At 70.4% G+C, this 18,547-nt stretch carries 16 protein-coding genes, 1 tRNA gene and 1 pseudogene; 8 read left to right on the top strand and 10 right to left on the bottom strand.

Features of this window, described 5'->3' with window-relative positions; all coding sequences use genetic code 11:
* Nucleotides 1-895: 895 nt before the first annotated feature.
* On the top strand, nt 896-3,148 hold the full coding sequence (locus L942_RS18170) for an ATP-binding cassette domain-containing protein (protein WP_235079228.1): 2,253 nt from the start codon (nt 896-898) through the stop codon (nt 3,146-3,148).
* Between the two features lie 56 nt (nt 3,149-3,204).
* On the opposite strand, the gene soxR is transcribed toward L942_RS18170, so the two are convergent.
* Nucleotides 3,205-3,657: a redox-sensitive transcriptional activator SoxR gene (gene soxR, locus L942_RS18165; protein ID WP_037361824.1), complete on the bottom strand. Its 453-nt coding sequence runs from the start codon at nt 3,655-3,657 to the stop codon at nt 3,205-3,207.
* A gap of 316 nt (nt 3,658-3,973) precedes the next feature.
* Here soxR and L942_RS18160 point away from each other — a divergent pair, with 316 nt between their 5' ends.
* The 3 genes from L942_RS18160 to infA all read left to right on the top strand — a co-directional run bounded on the left by L942_RS18160 (nt 3,974) and on the right by infA (nt 6,082).
* Nucleotides 3,974-4,915, top strand: a complete 942-nt coding sequence (locus L942_RS18160; RefSeq protein ID WP_326929347.1) for an NADP-dependent oxidoreductase — start codon at nt 3,974-3,976, stop codon at nt 4,913-4,915.
* Nucleotides 4,916-5,088: 173 nt separating this feature from the next.
* On the top strand, nt 5,089-5,871 hold the full coding sequence (locus L942_RS18155; RefSeq protein WP_037361858.1) for a GNAT family N-acetyltransferase: 783 nt from the start codon (nt 5,089-5,091) through the stop codon (nt 5,869-5,871).
* Nucleotides 5,861-6,082: a translation initiation factor IF-1 gene (gene infA, locus L942_RS18150; RefSeq protein WP_037361822.1), complete on the top strand. Its 222-nt coding sequence runs from the start codon at nt 5,861-5,863 to the stop codon at nt 6,080-6,082. Before L942_RS18155 ends, infA begins: the two co-directional genes overlap by 11 nt.
* A 425-nt stretch (nt 6,083-6,507) precedes the next feature.
* Here infA and L942_RS18145 read toward each other — a convergent pair whose 3' ends face one another.
* Nucleotides 6,508-6,768: a hypothetical protein gene (locus tag L942_RS18145; RefSeq protein WP_037361820.1), complete on the bottom strand. Its 261-nt coding sequence runs from the start codon at nt 6,766-6,768 to the stop codon at nt 6,508-6,510.
* A 153-nt stretch (nt 6,769-6,921) separates the two neighbouring features.
* Here L942_RS18145 and L942_RS18140 point away from each other — a divergent pair.
* A tRNA-Ile gene (locus tag L942_RS18140) sits at nt 6,922-6,995 on the top strand.
* A 134-nt stretch (nt 6,996-7,129) separates the two neighbouring features.
* The gene (locus L942_RS18135; protein WP_037361818.1) at nt 7,130-7,918 is read left to right on the top strand and encodes a tyrosine-type recombinase/integrase; all 789 of its coding nucleotides are present in this window, start codon (nt 7,130-7,132) and stop codon (nt 7,916-7,918) included.
* 5 nt (nt 7,919-7,923) lie between these two features.
* Here the strand turns inward: L942_RS18135 and L942_RS18130 are convergent, their stop codons facing one another.
* Both L942_RS18130 and L942_RS18125 read right to left on the bottom strand, forming a co-directional pair.
* Nucleotides 7,924-9,099 carry a 4-hydroxybenzoate 3-monooxygenase gene (locus L942_RS18130; RefSeq protein ID WP_037361816.1) on the bottom strand — a complete coding sequence of 392 codons (1,176 nt, stop codon included), beginning with the start codon at nt 9,097-9,099 and terminating at the stop codon, nt 7,924-7,926.
* A gap of 33 nt (nt 9,100-9,132) precedes the next feature.
* Nucleotides 9,133-9,914: pseudogene (locus L942_RS18125) on the bottom strand (IclR family transcriptional regulator).
* A gap of 557 nt (nt 9,915-10,471) precedes the next feature.
* Between L942_RS18125 and L942_RS18120 the strand changes: the two are divergent.
* Together L942_RS18120 and L942_RS18115 are read left to right on the top strand one after the other, a co-directional pair.
* Complete coding sequence (locus tag L942_RS18120; RefSeq protein WP_158684489.1) at nt 10,472-10,837, top strand: MmcQ/YjbR family DNA-binding protein; 366 nt, start codon at nt 10,472-10,474, stop codon at nt 10,835-10,837.
* 265 nt (nt 10,838-11,102) lie between these two features.
* Entirely contained in the window at nt 11,103-11,864 is a 762-nt protein-coding gene (locus L942_RS18115) for a hypothetical protein (RefSeq protein ID WP_158684488.1), read from the top strand.
* A gap of 403 nt (nt 11,865-12,267) precedes the next feature.
* Here L942_RS18115 and L942_RS18110 read toward each other — a convergent pair whose 3' ends face one another.
* From L942_RS18110 to L942_RS18085, 6 genes are all read right to left on the bottom strand, one after another.
* Nucleotides 12,268-13,323, bottom strand: coding sequence for a branched-chain amino acid aminotransferase (locus tag L942_RS18110; protein WP_037361857.1), 1,056 nt, complete (start codon nt 13,321-13,323; stop codon nt 12,268-12,270).
* A 5-nt stretch (nt 13,324-13,328) separates the two neighbouring features.
* Nucleotides 13,329-14,435 (bottom strand): threonine aldolase family protein, encoded by a 1,107-nt coding sequence (locus L942_RS18105; RefSeq protein ID WP_235079225.1) that lies wholly within the window; start codon nt 14,433-14,435, stop codon nt 13,329-13,331.
* Nucleotides 14,432-15,145, bottom strand: coding sequence for an HpcH/HpaI aldolase family protein (locus L942_RS18100; protein WP_051166071.1), 714 nt, complete (start codon nt 15,143-15,145; stop codon nt 14,432-14,434). The genes L942_RS18105 and L942_RS18100 overlap by 4 nt, the downstream gene beginning before the upstream one ends.
* Nucleotides 15,142-15,861, bottom strand: coding sequence for an aspartate/glutamate racemase family protein (locus L942_RS18095; protein WP_037361810.1), 720 nt, complete (start codon nt 15,859-15,861; stop codon nt 15,142-15,144). The genes L942_RS18100 and L942_RS18095 overlap by 4 nt, the downstream gene beginning before the upstream one ends.
* Nucleotides 15,862-15,966: 105 nt before the next feature.
* A complete protein-coding gene (locus tag L942_RS18090) occupies nt 15,967-17,478 on the bottom strand; it encodes a helix-turn-helix domain-containing protein (protein WP_037361808.1) in 1,512 nt (503 codons plus the stop codon).
* The gene (locus L942_RS18085; RefSeq protein WP_037361806.1) at nt 17,475-18,533 is read right to left on the bottom strand and encodes a DUF917 domain-containing protein; all 1,059 of its coding nucleotides are present in this window, start codon (nt 18,531-18,533) and stop codon (nt 17,475-17,477) included. The genes L942_RS18090 and L942_RS18085 overlap by 4 nt, the downstream gene beginning before the upstream one ends.
* Nucleotides 18,534-18,547: the final 14 nt, after the last annotated feature.

The raw sequence follows: 18,547 nt of genomic DNA, 5'->3' as shown, positions 1-18,547 counted from the left end.
CGAGCCGAGCCGAGCCGAGCCGAGCCGAGCCGAGCCGAGCCGAGCCGAGCCGAGCCGAGCCGGACCAGGCCTGGTTGGCGGGTGCCTAGGCGCGGTCGGTCGCGCGCGGTCGGGTGGGTTTGCCAAGCCGGGCTGAACTCTGTCGAGCGATCCAACGCTGTCGAGCGGGGCCAATCGGTGGCGCGGGTTTGGGCCGAGCTGAGCGGTGGCGCGCAGGATCAGGCCGAGCTGAGCGGTGGCGGGTGAGGTCACGGCTGTGCGAGCAGGTGGGCCCTGCGGCGAAGGGCTTCCGTCGATCCATGCCGAGTCGCAGGCTCAGCCGAGCAGACGCCGGATGACTCACCACACATCTCCTCCCCGGCGCGGCGTCAGCACGGCATCGAGTCCGCGGCGGGCTGTGCCCTGACACGGCGTCCCACCACGGCGCAACAAACGCCTCGGCGGCACCGCGACGCTCCGGCGCGCCCCGAGTCCCGAACTTGCCGAACGAGCCCGCAACAATCTCGCACAACTGCCCCCGACAACTGGAAATCCCATGGACGAGCAGCGATTCTGCGGCACCCCCCCCGGGGCTTGCGGCAAGCCCCGGGGTGCGCTATATCCTGAAAAGGGGCGGGGGAAATCATTTTTCACAGCACGCAAAGAGCCCCCACCGCCAGCCACCCACCCCGAGCCGAATGTTCCGCACCGAATAGTCCAGCGCCAGCCCCTCAGCCTCCACCAAGGCGGTCCTCCCGCCCCGCGTCCAGCCATTCCACCCCGAAACCCCGTCTTCCGTTACCCGCCAAGAACTCCCGCCGCCCACCGGAAACCCGCCCGAGACCCGGCCCGCCGAACGCGAGACCCCGCTCCACCCACCCCGCCCCGGCCAGCGACGGGACGTAGGCTGCGAGGCATGCCGTCGAACATGATCAGCCTCCGCGGTGTGCGCACGCACAACCTGGCCGACGTGGACGTGGACATCCCGAAGCACCAGCTGGTCGCGGTCACCGGCGTTTCCGGGTCCGGCAAGTCGTCACTCGCCTTCGCGACGCTCGCGGCCGAGTCGCGGCGGCAGCTGTATTCGACGATGCCCGCGTTCGTCCGGACCAAGCTGCCGCACGATCCGGCTCCGGAGGCCAGTTCGCTCAGCGGCCTGACGACCGTCGTCGTGGTGGACCAGCGGCCGCTCGGGACGAATTCGCGGTCGACGGTCGGCACCGCGACCGAGGTGTGGACGATGCTGCGGATGTTGTTCTCCCGCCTGGGCGAACCGTCCGCCGGGTACTCGCCCGCCTACTCGTTCAACGATCCGTCCGGCATGTGCCCGGCCTGCGCGGGCCTCGGCACGGTCACCGACATCGACGGCGAGCGGATGATCGACCGCAGCCGTTCGCTCAACGACGGGGCGATGGTGTTCCCCAGTTTCGCCGTCGGCAGCTGGATCTGGAAGCGCTATGTCTACTCGGGATTCTTCGACAACGACCTTCCGTTGCGGGAATGGCCGGAGGACCTCGTGCAGTTCCTGCTGCACGGCCCGACACAGAAGCCGCCGAACCCGTTGCCGCGCTTCCCGGCCAGCGCGAAGTACCAGTCGATGGTGCCGAGGATCCGGCGGCTGCTCGTGGAACGCGAAGCCAAGATGGGCCCGGCGGTGCGGGCGGCGCTGGCCGAGGTGACGCGGCAGCGGCCGTGCCCGGAGTGCGACGGCAGCAGGCTCGCCCCGGCCGCGCGGGAAAGCCGGATCAACGGCGTGTCCATTGTGGACCTTGGTTATCGCGACGCCGCCGGGCTGCTGGAGTTCTGCGCCGGAGTGGACCACGAGTGGGCGCGTCCGCTGGTGGCTGCGCTGCGGTTGCGGCTGGAATCGATGATCACGCTCGGCCTCGGGCATCTGCACTGCTACCGCGCGACGCCGACGCTGTCCGGCGGCGAATCGCAGCGGCTGAAGCTGGTGCGGCACTTGGGATCGAGCCTCACCGACCTCACCTACGTCCTGGACGAACCGACCGACGGGCTGCACCCGGCCGACGTCGCGTCCCTGGTCGACGTCCTGCGGCGGCTGCGTGATCACGGCAACACGGTGCTGGTCGTGGATCACCACGAAGCGGTGATGCTGGCCGCGGACCACGTGATCGACCTGGGACCCGGAGCCGGGGAAGCCGGCGGCCGGGTGGTGTTCCACGGCCCGCCGGAGCAGCTGCGGAAGGCGGACACGACGACCGCGCGCGCGTTGCGGACCGGTGTCCGGCTCAAGGACACGCTGCGCGAACCCACCGGCTGGCTGCCGTTGCGCGGGCTGGACCGGCACACGTTGCGCGACCTCGACGTCGACGTGCCGACCGGCGTGCTCACGGTGATCACCGGGGTGGCCGGGTCCGGGAAGTCGACGCTGGCGGGCGAACTCGCGCAGCGGCATCCGCGGTTCACCGTCGTCGACCAGAGCCAGATCGTCGCGACCGCCCGGTCGACCGTCGGCACCTGGCTCGGGCTCGCCGATCCGGTGCAGCGCGCGTTCGCCGAGGCGAGCGGCGAATCGCCGAAGCTGTTCAACCCGCGGTCGCAGGGCGGGTGCCCGGCCTGCCGCGGCACCGGCGTGCGGCGGACCGACCTGGCGTTCCTGGAGGACGTCGACACGCCGTGCGAGGAGTGCGACGCGACCGGATTCCGCGCCGAGGCACTGAAAACGCGGCTCCATGGACGCACGGTGCTGGAGGTGCTGGACACGCCGGTGTCGGCGCTGGCCCGGTACGTGCCGCATCCGGACGTGGTCCGGCTGGCCGCGTTGCTCGGCGAACTCGGCCTCGGGCACCTGGCGAGCGGCCGCACGCTCGACACGCTTTCCGGCGGCGAGCGGCAGCGCCTCAAACTCGCCCGTCAGCTCGACTCGACCAGCGACGACCTGCTCGTCGACGAACCGACCGCGGGCCTGCATCCCAGCGACACCACGCGGATGGTGGCGCTGCTGGACCGGCTCGTCGACGAGGGCCGGACGCTGGTGGTGGTCGAGCATTCGCTGCACGTGGTCGCGGCGGCGGACTGGGTGCTCGACCTCGGCCCCGGCGCGGGCGAGAACGGCGGCCGGGTGCTCTACACCGGCACGCCGAAGGGACTCGCCGAGCACGACGGCGCCACCGGCCGCTACTTCCGGGCAGCTCTCGGCGGTTAAAGCCACGGCGGTCTCCCGGACTCTGAGCCGGGGAGCGCTCCCCGCGCCACCGGCCGCTAATGCGGGAACCGGCGCGCCCCCGCGCCGCCCTGGCCGAGGACGTCGTCCGGATTCGAGTACGGGCAGGATTTCAGCGACAGGCATCCGCAGCCGATGCAGTCGCTGAACCGGTCGCGCAGCGCGGTCAGCTCCTCGATCCGCTCGGTGAGGCGGTCGTGCCAGCGGCGGGAAATGCGCGCCCAGTCGCGTTTGGTGGGGATGCGCTGGTCCGGCAGTTCGGCGAGCGCGGCCTTGATCTCCTCCAGCGACACGCCGACGCGCTGCGCGGTCCGGATGAAAGCGATCAGGCGCAGCGTGTCGCGGCGGTACTCGCGCCGGTTGCCGCTCGTGCGCCTGCTCGCGATGAGCCCTCGGCTCTCGTAGTAGTGCAGCGTCGGGACGCTCACGCCGGCGCGTTCGGCGATCTGTCCCGGCTTGAGCCAGACGACCTCGCGCGTGATCTGGGGCATGACAGCTCTTTCCGTGCTTGACATCAAGTCCGCTTGATGAAGTCCACTGTAAGCACCGCCCGGCAGCGCCTGCGGGACAAGCTGGATTTGGCGGGCTGGGGGGCTGGCGGAAGTGGAAACCGGAGCGCGACGACGTTCTCGCGCTCGGCGACAACGAGGAGTATGCGGCAGAAGTGTTCACGAATCACGAAGAAGGACAGTCGCGCGGAATTCGTCCGGTGCCGGCCGTCGCACCGGGCAATCGGTTGTTCGCCGGGGCACGCAGTGCCGAGGAACTGGCGGGATTCGTTTGCGCAGCAGCGAAAACGGTGGCCTGATGTCCGAGATTCCCACGGTCATGCGTGCTGCGGCGATTGACGAATTCGGCCCCGCGGACCGGCTGACTGTGCACAAGTTGCCGACTCCGGTCGCGGGGCCGGGAGAAGTGCTGGTGCGCGTCGAGTTCGCGGGCGTCCAGCCGACCGACGCCGCGATCCGCGACGGCTGGACGCCGCCGGGCGCGACCATCGAGTTCCCGCAGATCCTGGGCAACGAGTTCGCCGGGACAATCGTGCGGGTCGGTGCCGGGGTCACCGAATTCGAGGCCGGGCAACAGGTTTCGGGGTTCCGGGTGCTGGGTTGTTACGCCGAATACCTCGCCGTGCCAGCAAGCCAAACGGTCGTCAAACCGGAGAAGGTCGACTGGCTGACGGCGGGCGCGGTGTCGGCTTCCGGGCAGACCGCGCACACCGCGTTGGAGCGGCTCGGCGCCCGGCCCGGCGAAACGATCCTGATTCACGGCGCGGCGGGCGGGGTCGGGACGATGGCGGTCCAATTGGCGCGCCATCGCGGGCTGCGCGTCATCGGTACTGGCAGCAAACAGAATCAGGAATATCTCCGCACGCTGGGCGCCATTCCGGTGGTCTACGGCGAAGGCGAACTCGACCGCCTGCGCGAGGCCGCGCCGGACGGAATAGACCTCGCTTTCGACACCGCCGGGCACGGGAATCTGCGCGTCGCCGCGGAATTGGTGGCCGATCGGGGCCGGATCGGGACGATTGTGGAGCCCCCGCTCGCAGTCGAGACCGGCGGACTGTGGCTCAACAGCGACCGGTCCGCCCGCCGGCTCCGTGAGCTGCTCGACCTGTGCGCGCGAGGGGAGTTGCGGGTGACCGTCCGGAAGGAGTACCCGCTCGACGCCGCCGCGGACGCGCATCGCGACGTGTCCGCCGGCCACGGTCGCGGCAAGGTGGTGCTGCGGATCGGCGGAGGAAGCTAATTCGGTGGACGGGGCCAGCGCGCGCCGTTATCGTTCGTCCCGACCGTGACTCGACGCCGGGAGGTGAGACCCATGAACGCTGTTTCGATGTGGGTGCTCCCCGTGTCGTCACGGTCGGGCGACTGACGGAGGGTTGCCAGGAGCGCCTTGAGGCACTCCGAAAGGTGACCGTCATGGACACTCTGCGTTTCACCGCGGGCGAGCCCGCGGTGCACATCACCTGGGTCGAGCCGGGACTCTGGGAAGCCTGGGACGACGGCCGCTTGGCGGGCCGCGGCGAGGCCAGCACGCGGCCGGACGGGCGGGTCTTCCTCAGCCTCGACGCCTGGCACCGTTCCGTGTTCGACCAGCTCGCCCGGGAGATGCTGGCCACGCTGCCGGACCCGCTGCACACCGTGGTCGACGAAACCGACCGCGAGCTGCTGGACGGCTGGCAACGAGCCGGTCTGACCGTCCGGCGGCGCGAGTGGGAGTACGTGGTTCCCACGGATCCGCGGTCGGTGGATCTGCCGCCGGGCATCGCGATCGTGCCCGCCGGCTCCGCTGCCGAGGGCCCGTTGCGCGAACTGGACCGGCTCATCCGCGCCGAGGTCGAGGCGACCGTCGGCTGGGCGGAGATGCCCGCCGAGGTGCTGCCCCGCCCGGTCGGCGACACCATCGTGGACCCGTCGAAATACGCCGTGGCGGTCGAGGACGGCGAGTACGTGGGTCTGCTCCGAGCGGTGCAGGTGACGCGCCTGCCCCGGATCGGGCTCGTCGCCGTCCGCGCGGATCGGCGACGTCGCGGCATCGCCCGCGGGCTGTTGACGCACACGCTCGGCACCCTGCACCGAGCGGGAATCCCGACGGCAACGGCCGAGGTGAACGAGGCCAACGAAGCCGCGACGGCGCTGTTCGAGGGCGTTGGCGGCCGGCGAGCCAGCAGCACGGTGGAGCTGATGCGCAATGGCCGGTAAGGGCGGAATCGAAGTCGAGGGAACCGTGGTCGAGTGCCTGCGCGACGCCCGGTTCACCGTCGAACTGGCGAACGGGCACCATGTGCTGGCCCACGTCAGCGGCAAGATCAGGAAGAACTACATCAAGATCGTGCCGTTCGACCGGGTCCTGGTGGAGCTGAGCCCGTACGACCTCGACCGGGGCCGGATCCTGTTCCGGTACCGGAACTAGCCGGGCCCGTCCTCGCGGTTCCGGCCGGGACCGCGAGGACGGCGAGCCTCTTTTCGCGGCGGCGCGCGTCGCATTCCGGCGGAAGTTGGCCACGACGTCGGTGCAGATCATCACCCGCAGGGGAGTGTCGACGACGTGCTGGGTCAGCTCGGTGTCGCCGAAGGTCCATCCATTTGATCCACTTTGGACGGTCCGCGGGCCTTGCCCGGACTGCTCGCCGAGGATGCCCTCGCAGTCCGGATCGGCGAGCTCTTTATGTCCGGGCTTACCTGACCGAAGTCCTCGACCGCGCACTCACCCGCGGCGAACTGGCGCAGCGGCCTTTTGCCTGGCCGCACCTTCCGCGCAAAACAGCACCGCCGGGCGGCCGAGCTCACCCCCGGCTTGCGCGCCGTGATTCTCGAACTGGGCAGCTGACCCGGCATTTACCGCCGAGGCCGCGGCGAGGGCTTACGCCGGGCCAGCTCGTCCGCGATTATCGCCTCCAGCCGGGTGTTCGCACTGCGAAGCCCGCGATATCCCCGGTAAGCCACCACGACGACCGCAATCCCGACGACCGCGGCGATCGACCAGGCCGGCCCGTGCGAAACCAGAGCGTCGCGATATTCGCGGGCGAGATACCCCAGCCCGAGCCCGGCGGCGAGAGCATCGAGAAGCGCGAGCGAAACCCGTCCCGGAACGGTCATGGCGGTCTCCTCTCGGGACCCACCCCCAGCAATCTAGGCGACCGGAAGCCCGCCGCGAGCGCTCTCGACCCGATCGGCCTACGCCCCGGGCCCGCGCGGGGCCTGTGCTAAGTTGACCTGCACTGGGGGATCGACCTGCGGAAGCGAACCCAGGGGCCGGTAGCTCAGTTGGTTAGAGCAGGGGACTCATAATCCCTTGGCCGTCGGTTCGAGCCCGACCCGGCCCACTCTGCCTCCCCTTATACGGGGTCTGACCTGCGGAAACGGCCTCGAAAACGATCTTGAGCCGTGGTCTCGCGGGGGTGCTGGAGGCGAGCACAGCGCTGGTAACCCAAGGGATTGTTCGAGTAAGCCTGTTTTCATGACCGCCGTTGAGGCACCGCTGGAGGTGCTGGAGCCCGATGACATCAGGGAGCTCGTCTCGGACTGGAGAACGCACCTGAGGGCCAAGAACCGCGCCGACTCGACGATCGACGCCTACCTCGACAGCGTGGCCATGCTGGTCAACTACCTCGACGACGAGAACCTGCCGATGGTGGCGACCGAGATCGGCCGCCGGGAGCTGGACCGGTATTTCGAGTACCTTCGCCAGCGGCCGAATTTCCGCACCGGCGAGTCGCTGTCGCACAGTTACATCGCCAAGCAGTACCGGCATCTGCAGCAGTTCTGGCGCTGGCTCGACGACGTGGAGGAAATTGTCGAACTGTCCCCGTTCTGCAAAATGGAGGTTCCGCACGTCCCGGACAATCCGCCGACGGTTCTGCGGGAAAACGAGCTGAAGAAGCTGCTGGCCACCACGAAAGGGAAAGGATTCGCCGAACTGCGGGACCGGGCGATCATTCTGGTGTTGATCGACTGCGGGGTCCGGGTGCGCGAACTGTCGTTGTTGACGGTGGCGAACCCTGCGGAGCGGGAACGCGGGAGCTTCGATTTCGACTCGATGTCGTGCGCGTTCTGGGCAAGGGCCGTCGGGCGCGTGACGTGCCTTCAACCCGGCGACCGCGGAAGCGCTGCTACGCCCCGGACCGGAAGGGCAACGGGACCGGCGAAGCGGTCGTCCCGCGGTCCGGAATTCGACCCCGCCCACGCGCGGGCTGGTGAAATCGCCGTCGCCTGCCGCGGCTCGTTCCGGGCTGGTCTTTTCGCATAGATCCCTCACAGTCCGGTGGGCAGGCCGGCGTAGTTCTCGGCCAGTCCGGCTTGGCCGGCGCGGCTGGTGGCGAGCCAGCGCAGCTGGGACAGCTGCAGCTGCTGGTCGAACGGGTCTCCGGACTGGTGCAGCATGGTGGTCATCCACCAGGAGAAGTGGGTGCACCGCCAGACCCGGCGCAACGCGGTCTCGGAGTACGCGTCGGCAAGGGCGGGGTTGCGGTCGGTGAGCAGAGCGGTCAGCGCGGGCGCGAGCAGAGCTACGTCCGCCACCGCGAGGTTGAGGCCCTTGGCGCCGGTCGGCGGCACGATGTGCGCCGCGTCGCCGGCCAGGAACAGCCGGCCGTGCCGCATCGGCTGCTGGACAAAACTGCGCATCGGCAGCACGCTCTTGTCCGTGATCGGGCCCGGGGTCAGCGTCCAGCCGTCCTGGCCGTGCCCGAGCCGGGTCGCGAGGGCCTCCCAGATCCGGTCGTCCGGCCATGCGGCGAGATCGGTGTCGGTGGGGACCTGCAGGTAGAGCCGGCTGACCGTCGGCGAGCGCATCGAATGCATCGCGAACCCGTCCGGATGCCACGCGTAGATCAATTCGTCGGTCGAGGGCGCGACATCGGCCAGGATCCCCAGCCAGGCATACGGATACGTGCGCTGCCAGGTCTGCTTCGCCGCGGCGGGAACCGCGGCACGGCACGGCCCGAACGACCCGTCGCAGCCGACCACGACATCGGCCTCGAGCCGCTCGCCTATGCCGTCCGGCCCGGTGAACGTCACCCACGGCCGGTCGGTCTCGACACCGTGCACCGCTGTTCCGCTGACGCCGTAACGGATGTCCTGGCCCGCCGCCGCCCGGGCCCGCCCGAGATCCTTGGTCAGCTCGGTCTGGCCGTAGACGGTGACGCTGCGCCCGACCAGGTCGACGAAATCGACGTGACGGCGTTCGTCCGGCAGCTGCAGGTAGATCCCGCGGTGCTCCTCGCCCTCGCGGCCCAGACGCTCGCCGAGCCCGGCCTCGCGCAGCAGGTCCGTGGTGGACTGCTCGAGGATTCCCGCCCGGATCCGCGCCTCGACATACTCCCGCTCCCGCGTCTCCACGATCACCGAGTCGATCCCGGACCGGTCGAGCAGATGCGACAGAAGCAGACCGGCCGGGCCGGCGCCGACGATGGCGACCTGAGTACGCATGCCCGGAGTCTCCGCCCGTCCGGCGCCCGGCGGCTATCCCGGGCTTTCACTCAGTGAAAGCCCGTTCGCCGCCCAGCTCCGCCCGATCCCGGCCGCGGTGACCTGCAACGCGGACACCAGCCGCGACCGGCCGCGCCGCAGATCCGCCACCACGACACCCAGCGCGGCCACCACCGCGCCGTCCGGACGGCACCGGACCGGCACCGCGACCGAGCACGCGCCCAGCGTCATCTCCTCGACCGTCTGGGCGTACCCCTCGCTGCGCACCCGCGCCAACTGCTCCCGCAGCAGCCCGGGCTGCACGATCGTGTGCCGCGTCAACGGCGTCAGCGACGCGAACACCTCGCGCTGCACGTCCTCGGGTGCCCACGCCAGCAGCACCTTGCCGACTCCGGTGGCGTGCAAGGGAAGCCGCCCGCCGACCCGGCTGACCACCGGCACCGACGCGTTCCCCCCACCCGGTCCAGATACAGCACCCGTGTACCGTCCCGCTCGGCCAGATGCACCGTCGCCCCGGTAGCGCCGTACAAGTCCTGCAGGAACGGCGCCGCGACCTGCCGCACACCCGACTGCACCGGCGCGAGCAGCCCCAGATCCCACAACCGCCGCCCCACCACATAGCGATCGCCCCGCCGCTCCAGTCCGCCGAGACCCACCAGCTCGGCCGCGATCCGATGCACCGTCGGCAACGGCAACCCGGTCCGAGCCGCCAACGCGCTCAGCGACAGCGACCGATGCTCCGCGTCGAACGCACCGAGCAGAGCGAACACCCGCGACGCGACACTCGCCCCCGGAGACGACAGATTGCCAGGCACCCCGCAATCCTCCCACTCTCCCGGCGGAATCGCCCGGTTCGCCGCTGCCCGCTCACTTCGCCGATGGTTCCGAGGGCTACGTCGAGCCAAGCGGATTCCGGCGAGCCGGCCCCCTAATTAGTGGCAGCAAAAAGCCCAAGCCCCTGATGAGATGAAGGAGCGGGGCCTCCGCTCCTCGCGGTCCCGGGCGGACACTCGGGTTCTCCCGTCAACACAACGAAGGAGACCCCGATGTCTGAATAGGACGGTAAACAGTTCGTGGGGTCGATTTGCACCGGCATCGGTCGGTGATCGAGCGTCAGACGGCGACTGGCGAACAGGTCTTCTCGCTGTCTTGCCGTTGGGGGTCGGCGGGTTTGGCGGCGAGGGGGAGCTATGCGAATCCTCCCAGCCCTGGTCCGGCGACCTGCCGCCCTTGCCCGTCCGTCGGGTCTGGACGGGGTGTGCCGGAAGGACGGGAGTGGTGTTGCGGCGACGGCGGCGACAGTTTCGGCGGTGCTGGTGGGTGGTTTGGCAAAGTGTTACCGCCGCTGTCGGCACCATGCCATAGTAAATCGGTGTCCGGAGTGACGACTGCGAAGATCCGCGCATGGGCGATGGCGTTGCCGGAGGTGATCGAGAAGCAGCATCATCTGTTCAAAGTGCCCGTGTGGCAGGTTCGTGGCAGGACTTTTGTCGGGATGGGGCGCGACGAGTCCTCCGCGGTGTTCTGCATTCCCGAAGATTCGGCCGCTGCGGCGGCCGCCGCTGACCCCGCGCACGCTGCCGCCGTTCGTCGCAAGGACGCCCGGCGCAGTTTTCTCGGCCTGGAAGCTCAACTAGCGGGCCTGCCCGCACAGCGGGTCGAGGCACTCGTTCGGGAGGCGTGGGCTGCGCAGGCGCCGAAGCGATTGGCCGCGCGCTACCTGGGAAGCGCCGGGTAAGGCGGCCGGCAGTCGTCCCCGGCGGCTGGTCATCCGCCGGCGAGCTGAAGGAAGACCTGAGGGGTGCGCTCAGCGGTTTCCAGCATCCGGCGCGGGCGTCGCTCGTAGCTGTCAGGAGACGGCGTCGGCAGCCGGTCGCCGTCCAAGCGGCTCTGGTCCTGCTCGCGCTGATATTGGTCGGTGCGTTTGCTCGCTCGTGAGCCTCGGGTGAGACGGAGGCGAAAGCCCGGACAGGACGGTCGCCTTTGCCTACTATGCAGGTTTTATGACTGTCCGAGCGAGTTGTCGTGCCTTGGTCGCGCTGCTGGCTGTCGGGGTCGTGGTCACGGCATGCGGCAGCGCAGACCCCGAGCCCGGTGCGCCCGCGGATTCGCCGGCCGCGGCCAAGTTGCGCACCGCGTTCGCGCTGCTGCAGGAGTGGCCGGCGACTGAGGTGCGGATGAGCATGGACGCGGGCACCGCCGCTCATGTCTGCATGAACGTCAAGGCGCTCAAGAAGCAGGCCCGGATGACGCTCGCGATGTCGAAAACCACCTGCGCCGAACAGTCCGGCGCCAACTCGGCCGTTCTCTACGGCGACGCCAAAACCATCTACAAACTTTCGGGCTCGACCTGCGTGGCGACGTCCCACGCGGCGGCCCCGGACCTGCTGCGTTCGTGGACCCAGCAGCAGACCTACGAGTCGAAGGCGGACGACCTGATCCAGGCGGCCAGGACGCTGACCCAGGACGGGAACACCATCCACGCCGACCTCGATCCGGCGGCGGCCCTGCGGATGAACGGCGACGACCCGGCCGGGGCCGGCAAATTCACCGCGTCGATGACCGCGACGCTGAGCCCGGACGGATCGCTGCGGACGATGAAGACCGACGTGAACACGGACGCGCCGGACGGGGAGGTCGCCGTCGAGGTGGAGTTCGCGCAGCCGGACACCGTCGACGACCAGCTGGCACTGAACCACTGCACGATCAAGCCGGGTTCGCCGATCAGCAGCAAGGACGACCTGCGGCAGCTCCTCGCCTCGTGAACGAGGCACGCGGCTTGCCGGCCCGGGCCCGCCCGTTAGCCGAACTCCCTGCGCAGCACGCGGTCCGCGACGTACCGACCAGCCGTACTCGACGTTTCCTCGGTGCGTAGCGCGGCCAGTCGGCGCAGGAGATCCGCGACGGGCTCGGGCACTGGCGTGGGTCGCCGAGCCGGAGGCAGAGCTGCTCGTCCTTGTCGAGCACGTCGTCACCGCGGAGGCGCAAGATCCGGGTGACGGGCTGCGCGAACAGCAACAGGACACAGCCCGGGATCCGGTGTGCCAGGGCGGCTTAGTCGTCCTCGGGCAGGCACGCAGGGGGTCCGCCCAAAACGCTTCCCTTCAAGAGCCCAACAGGCAGCGTTTCGCCGCTCTTCGGACCCCGCTCCGCAGTCAGCGTTACCGGTTACGACACCGCCCGCATCCAGCCGTGCCGGTCGGGGGCGGTGCCCTCCTGGATCGCCAGCAATTCGGTTCGCAGCCGGGTCGACCACTGGCCCGGGGTGCCGTCGCCGATGACGAATTCCTCCTCTGCCGTGCGGACTCGGCCGATCGGAGTCACCACCGCAGCCGTGCCGCAGGCGAAGGATTCGGCGACCGAGCCGTCGCGGCTGCCGTCTCGCCACTCCGTCAGGGCGATCGGGCGCTCTTCGACGCGCAGGCCGAGATCCGCGGCCAGGGTCAGGAGCGAGGAGCGGGTGATGCCGTGCAGGATGGTGTCCGACAGCGGCGGCGTCACCAGGGTCGGGCCGTGCGGGTCTTCGCGGACCAGGAACAGGTTCATCCCGCCGAGTTCTTCGAGATACCGGTGTTCGCGCGCGTCGAGGAACACGACTTGGTCGGCGCCGTGGTCGGCGGCGGTGCGCTGGACGGCCATCCCGGCGGCGTAGTTCCCGGCGCATTTGGCGTTGCCGGTGCCGCCCGGGTGGGCGCGCGGCAGGTCCTGCGACACCCACACGGTGATCGCGGGGGAGGCGGCGTCGAAATACGGGCCGGACGGCGAACCGAGCACGAGGAACAGGTATTCCTCGGCGGGGCGGGTGCCGAGCGTCGCTTCGGTGGCGATCATCAGCGGTCGCAGGTACAGGCTGTGGCCAGGGCGATCCGGCACCTGGGCGCGGTCGGCCGAGACGAGCAGCGACACGGATTCCAGGAAGGCGTCCACCGGCAGCCGGGGCATCGCCATCCGTTCCGCGGACAGCTGGAACCGGCGTGCGTTGAGTTCCGGGCGGAACAGCCGGATCTCGCCGTCCGGGTGCGGATAGGCCTTCAGTCCTTCGAAGATCGCCTGTCCGTAGTGCAGCACCATCGCCGCCGGGCTCAGCGACAGGTTGCCGAACGGCCGGACTTGCGGGCGTTCCCAGCCGCCGCGGGTCCAGCTCATCGTGGTCAGGTGGTCGGTGAAGACGCGGCCGAAGCCGAAGCCGGACACGGCTGGGGAGGGGTTCGCGGTGGTGGACATGCCGGTCACGCTAGGTCGGCGTGCGCCGGTGCGGGATGGGCTGGCCGCACACCCGGCGCCGCCGAGCCGGGCACGGTGCCCTCCGCTGCCGCGGCCAGGAAGGCGTCGACGTCCGCGGCAGCCGTGTCGAACGCCGTCATGAGCCGCACGACGCCGGACGTCTCGTCCCAGGTCGAGAACAGGTAGCGCTTTCGCAGGGAGTCGGCCAGCTCAGCCGGAAGCTGCGCGAAGACCGCGTTCGCTTGCACCGGGTGCACGACCCGGACGCCTGGCGTGCGCGCCAGTCCGGCGGCCAGCCGCTGCGCCATCTCGTTGGCTGCCTTGGCGTTGCGTGCCCACAGATCGCCGTCGAACAATGCCGCCAGCTGGGCGGAAACGAAGCGGGTTTTCGACGGCAGCTGGGTAGTGGCCTTCTTCAGATACGGCAGTCCGCGCACCCGGGCGGGATCGAGCACGACGATGCAGTCGCCGAACATCCCGCCGTTCTTGGTCGCGCCGAGCGAGACCACGTCGACTCCGGCTGCCGTGGTCAGCTCGGCGAGCGAGCAGCCGAGAGCGACTGCCGCGTTGGCCAGGCGAGCGCCGTCCAGGTGCACCGCCAGTCCGAGCCGGTGCGCTTCCTTGGCAAGACGGCGCAGGTGCGGCAAGCCGTAACAGGTTCCGAGTTCGGTGGTCTGGCTGAGCGAGAGCACGCCGGGCTGGGCGCGGTGGCGGTTCGCCCGGTGCGCCGCCACTGGTGCGAGGTCCGCAGGTGCGATGCGGCCATCGATTGCGGGCAGAGTCAGCAGCTTGAACCCGTGCTGCTCGGGGGCCATGCACTCGTCGGTGTGCAGGTGCGCGGATTCGGCGCAGACCACGGCCTGCCACCGCTCGGTCATTGCCTGCAGTGCCACGAGGTTGGCTCCGGTGCCGTTGAAGACGGGGAACACCTCGGCCATCGGACCGAATTGCCGTCGGATCACCTCGCGAAGCCGTGCGGTGTAGCGGTCGGCTCCGTAGCTCGGCTGATGGCCGCCGTTCGCCTCGGCCAGCGCGGCCATCACCTCAGGGTGCACGCCGGCGCAGTTGTCGCTGGCGAAATCGATCCGGCTGGCCTCGTGCAGTCTGGTCACGGCGGACCGAACAGCTGCCGGATGCCGGCGCGCAGTGCCGCGAGATCGGTGTCGACGGCGAACAATTCGACAGCCGGAAGCCGCGCGGCGAGGTCTGCGTTACCGGCGAAGACACCGGCGAGACGGTCGCGGCGATGCGCGTTGGCGATGACGGTCTCGATGGCGGTGACGACCGCGGGTTCGAGCACGCTCGATGCTCCGAGCGAGAGCGACAAGTCGTACGGGCCAACGAAAATGCCGTCGACACCGGGGACCGCGGCGATCTCCTCCGCCGCGTCCAGGCCCGCGGCGGTCTCCACCATCGGCAACAGCAGCGGCTGGGGTTTGCCCAAGCTTCCGGCGCGAGAGACCCCGGTGCTGCGGGTTCCCCTTGGCGGCGGAGAGGAAGCGGCGACCAGCGCGGCCGCCTGATCGGCCGACTCGACCGCGGGAACGATGATTCCGTCGACCCCGGTGTCGAGAACCCGGGCGAGATGGCTCGGCTCGTGATCGGCCAGCCGCGCCAGCACCGGCACGGGGCTGGCGCGAAGCAGCGGCGCGAGATCGCTGAGGGCCAGATCGCCGTGCTGCAGGTCGGCGCCCAGCCAGTCGACGGCGCCGAGGCCGGCGAGTTCGACGGCGTACGGCGGCAGGCAGGTGAGCCACAGGCCGCGCAGGGGGAGGTCTCCCGCCTCCGGAGCGCGAAGGCGGGAGACGAACGCCGTCGTCATACGGCGCGGTCCTTGGCCGGCGGCGGCATGTACGTCGTGCGGCTGGGCGTCAGCCCGAGCCGCACGGAGCTCTCCAGCCAGGTGATCGCGGCACCGGTCGGGTCGACCACCGGCACGTCGAAACCCTTGTCGGCCAAGCGTTTCTTCACTTCCTCGGCGACGCCGAGCATTCCGGTGCAGCCGAGGATGATCACGTCGGCCTCGCCCTTGCCGATCGCGTCGGAAGCCTGCTCGAACAGCCGGTTCACCAGCACCTCGTGGTCTTCCAGCCCGAGCACCGGGAGGTCGACGACCCGGATGGTGCCGATCCGCCGTTCGATCGTGTAGCGGCGGGCGAGCGAGTTCAGCATCGGGAGCACGTTGGGCAGCACGGTGATGATGCCGACCTTTTCGCCCAGGCTCAGCGCGGTCAGCGTGGCCGGCTCGAAACCTCCGACGACCGGTGCGTCGATGATCTCCCGGGCGGCGTGCACGCCGGGATCGCCGAAGCAGGTGATGAAAACGCCGTCGACCCCGTCGGCGCGGGCCTCTTCGATCCGCTGCAGGATGCCCGGCGCGGAGAGCGCCTCGTCGTACTCGGACTCGATGCTGGCGGTGCCGCGTTCGAGGGACACGCAGTCGATCGTGGTGCCGGGAGCGGCCCACGCCTCGGCTTCGCGGCGCACGTGGTCGAGCAGGGACTCGCCGATGACAGGGAGGATGACCCGGATATGCATCGCACGTCTCCTTCGGTAGAGGTGACTGCACACTAGGTTCGTGCGCCGTGCGGCGGAATGTGCACGATGCTCGGCCGCGCCGCCCGGGTTGTGCAGGACGCCAGGTCACACTCCCAGCGCACGGCACGCGACCTGCAGCGCGAGCCGCTGGCTCGGATCGTCGAGATCGACGCCGAGCCGTTCGCGGACCTGCTGCACGCGAATGGTCACGGTATTGCGGTGCACGCCGAGCACCTGGGCGGCGAGGCCGACGGATCCGCCGCTCTCGAGGTACGCCCGGAGCGTGGTGAGGAGCGTGGCCGAGTCTCGCAGCGGTCCCAGGGCGGACTCGGCGAAGGCGCGGGTCACGTCCGATCGCTGCCAGGTCGCCAGCAGCCGGGCGACGCCCAGTTCGTCGGAGTGCTCGACGGCCGGACGGAAATCGTGGCTACGGGCCAGATCGGCGGCGTCGCGGGCCTCCGACAACGTTTCGGCCAGCCCGCTCGGACCGCGGTGCGGACGGCCGATCCCGGCCGCGATGCCGCATTCGTGCGGCATCGCGGCGGTGACCACGCGGACCGCCCGGAGCAACCGGCGGGCGTCGTCCGGGACGGGCTCGCGGCTGCTGCTGGTCCAGAGCGCCCAGCCGTCGCCCCGGTTCACCGCGGTCACGACCGGCAATCCGTGTTTGCCGAGACCGGCCGCGAGCTGGCTGACCACCCGGTCGCGGTCCGCGGCGAGCGCGGAACCGTCGGCGATCACGTGCAGGCCGACGTGCCAGTCCTGCAATCGCCAGCCGAGCGACACCGCGCCTTCGACCACCTCGCGGGCGACGGAATCGCGGCCGGTGATGATCTCCGACAGCAGATGCGCCTGGAACACCTGGTCCCGGTCCGCCCGGGCGCGCTGGGCGGACAGCCATGAGCGGAGGAACGGCTCGGTCATCGTCAGGCCGACGGCCAGCACGTCGAGCCGGGAATCGGCGGCCCGGTCGAACGGGCAGGCGAGCCAGGCCGCGAGCCGGTTGACGTCGGGGTCGAGCACCGGATGCACGAGGAGATGGCCGGAGCGCTGCGGCACCGGCTGATCCAGGTGCAGGGACGGGTCGAGGTCGACCGGATCGCCCAGGATGCTGATGCCGTCCGACGTGACAAGCGACAGCCGGACCGCCAGCACCGATTCGGCCGCGGCGAGGATGTCCTGGCCGCTGCGCTTGGTGCTGAGCTGACGCAGCAGGCGTTCGACGGTCCGGGCCCGGTCCTGCTCGGGCGCGCGGACCCGGATGGTCAAGTCCTGCATGAGGCGCACCGGATCGGTGTTCTCCAGCCACAGCACGGGAATCCGCAGCCGGTCGGCCAGCCGGATGCTCGACAGCAACGGATCCATCGACCCGGCGACGACCAGCAGGCCCACCGCTCCGGCCTGCTGGGCCCGCCGCACCAGCGCGTCCAGCCGGTACGGCGGGCTGACGTGGCTTTCCGCGCAGACGACGAGCGTGCGTTCGACTCCTTCCAGGTCGCCGGCGTACCAGTGCACATCGTCCACTTCGGACTCGGCGCCGGCGGCCCCGGCGATCACCCGCACTCCTTCGAGCACCGGGTCCAGCAGAAGGTCCGCGACCCGCGGCGGTCCGGTCATCGGGGCGCCTCCAGTTCGAGGCCGAACTGCCCGGGTCCGACGATCGGCCCGGCCTCGGGCGGCCAGCGGTGCAGCGGCGGCAGCGCGAACACCACCAGCGACTGGCCCACCCGGACCTGGTCGCAGCGCAACGGCTGCCGGTTGCTCGCGTCCATCGCCACGATGACGTCCGGGGTCGCGGCCACCGTCCGGCCGTCGCGGCTGACCGCGAGGAATTCGTCGCGGCAGTCGATGCGCGCGGTGGCGCCGGACACCGGATCGGCCAGGGTCACGCAGCCGGGGTCGGCGCCCCGCCGCGACCGGATCTCCTCGGCCCGGCCGCCGAAGAGCAGCCGGCCGCCGAGCATCCCGACCAACGCCCGCGCGTCGCCCGCCCGCGGATCCAGGTATGCGGCGCCGATTCCGACGCACGCCGAAAGGCTGCCGCGGATCCCGACCTCGTCCAGGATCGCGGTCGTGGTCGGGTAGAGCGCCAGCGCCGCCGCGCCGCCCATGGCGAGCGCGGTGGACGTCAGCAGGGCCTGCGTCATCCGGGCCGACCCCTGCGGCACCACGACGATGTCGCCGGCGGAGGAGACCAGGGCCATCGGGGTGACCGGATGTCCCGCGATCGCCAGCGTCGTCTGGTGGATCAGCGGGAACGCGCGGCCCATCAGGTCGCCGTCGATCACCGGGAGGCCGAGCCGCGCGGCGGCCAGGACCCCGGCCAGCGCGTTGAGCCCGCCGATTTCGATGACGCCGATCGCGCCGAGCCGCCCGCCCGCGTGCTCGACCACCGTCCGCGCCGCCAGCGCGAGGTCGTCCGGGTCGATCAGCCGTTCCGCGATCACGTCCGGACCGCCGACCACGCCGACATGCACGACCAGGGTGTCCGGCGGCGACGCCGAAGCGGGGACCAGCTCGACCGGGCGGTTCCGAAGTTCGTGCCGCAGCAGCATCCGGCCGACCGCCACGTCGCCGCCGCCGCCCGAGCCGAGCAGGACCGCGCCGGCCGCGAGCGCGTCGACGTGCTCCCCCGTGAGCCGGGGGAGCGCGTCGGGCGGCTGGCTGGTCACCGGTCGATGATCGC

Origin of the sequence: Amycolatopsis orientalis DSM 43388 (assembly GCF_000411975.1) — a bacterium.
GTDB classification, from domain to species: domain Bacteria; phylum Actinomycetota; class Actinomycetes; order Mycobacteriales; family Pseudonocardiaceae; genus Amycolatopsis; species Amycolatopsis orientalis_D.
This window is presented reverse-complemented; position numbering and strand designations above follow the sequence as displayed.

Excerpts from the sequence above, each read along its gene's own strand:
- L942_RS18170 (WP_235079228.1), top strand. The coding sequence starts at position 896 with ATGCCGTCGAACATGATCAGCCTCCGCGGTGTGCGCACGCACAACCTG.
- soxR (WP_037361824.1), bottom strand. The coding sequence starts at position 3,657 with ATGCCCCAGATCACGCGCGAGGTCGTCTGGCTCAAGCCGGGACAGATC.
- L942_RS18160 (WP_326929347.1), top strand. The coding sequence starts at position 3,974 with ATGTCCGAGATTCCCACGGTCATGCGTGCTGCGGCGATTGACGAATTC.
- L942_RS18155 (WP_037361858.1), top strand. The coding sequence starts at position 5,089 with ATGGACACTCTGCGTTTCACCGCGGGCGAGCCCGCGGTGCACATCACC.
- infA (WP_037361822.1), top strand. The coding sequence starts at position 5,861 with ATGGCCGGTAAGGGCGGAATCGAAGTCGAGGGAACCGTGGTCGAGTGC.
- L942_RS18145 (WP_037361820.1), bottom strand. The coding sequence starts at position 6,768 with ATGACCGTTCCGGGACGGGTTTCGCTCGCGCTTCTCGATGCTCTCGCC.
- L942_RS18135 (WP_037361818.1), top strand. The coding sequence starts at position 7,130 with ATGACCGCCGTTGAGGCACCGCTGGAGGTGCTGGAGCCCGATGACATC.
- L942_RS18130 (WP_037361816.1), bottom strand. The coding sequence starts at position 9,099 with ATGCGTACTCAGGTCGCCATCGTCGGCGCCGGCCCGGCCGGTCTGCTT.
- L942_RS18115 (WP_158684488.1), top strand. The coding sequence starts at position 11,103 with ATGACTGTCCGAGCGAGTTGTCGTGCCTTGGTCGCGCTGCTGGCTGTC.
- L942_RS18110 (WP_037361857.1), bottom strand. The coding sequence starts at position 13,323 with ATGTCCACCACCGCGAACCCCTCCCCAGCCGTGTCCGGCTTCGGCTTC.
- L942_RS18100 (WP_051166071.1), bottom strand. The coding sequence starts at position 15,145 with ATGACGACGGCGTTCGTCTCCCGCCTTCGCGCTCCGGAGGCGGGAGAC.
- L942_RS18095 (WP_037361810.1), bottom strand. The coding sequence starts at position 15,861 with ATGCATATCCGGGTCATCCTCCCTGTCATCGGCGAGTCCCTGCTCGAC.
- L942_RS18090 (WP_037361808.1), bottom strand. The coding sequence starts at position 17,478 with ATGACCGGACCGCCGCGGGTCGCGGACCTTCTGCTGGACCCGGTGCTC.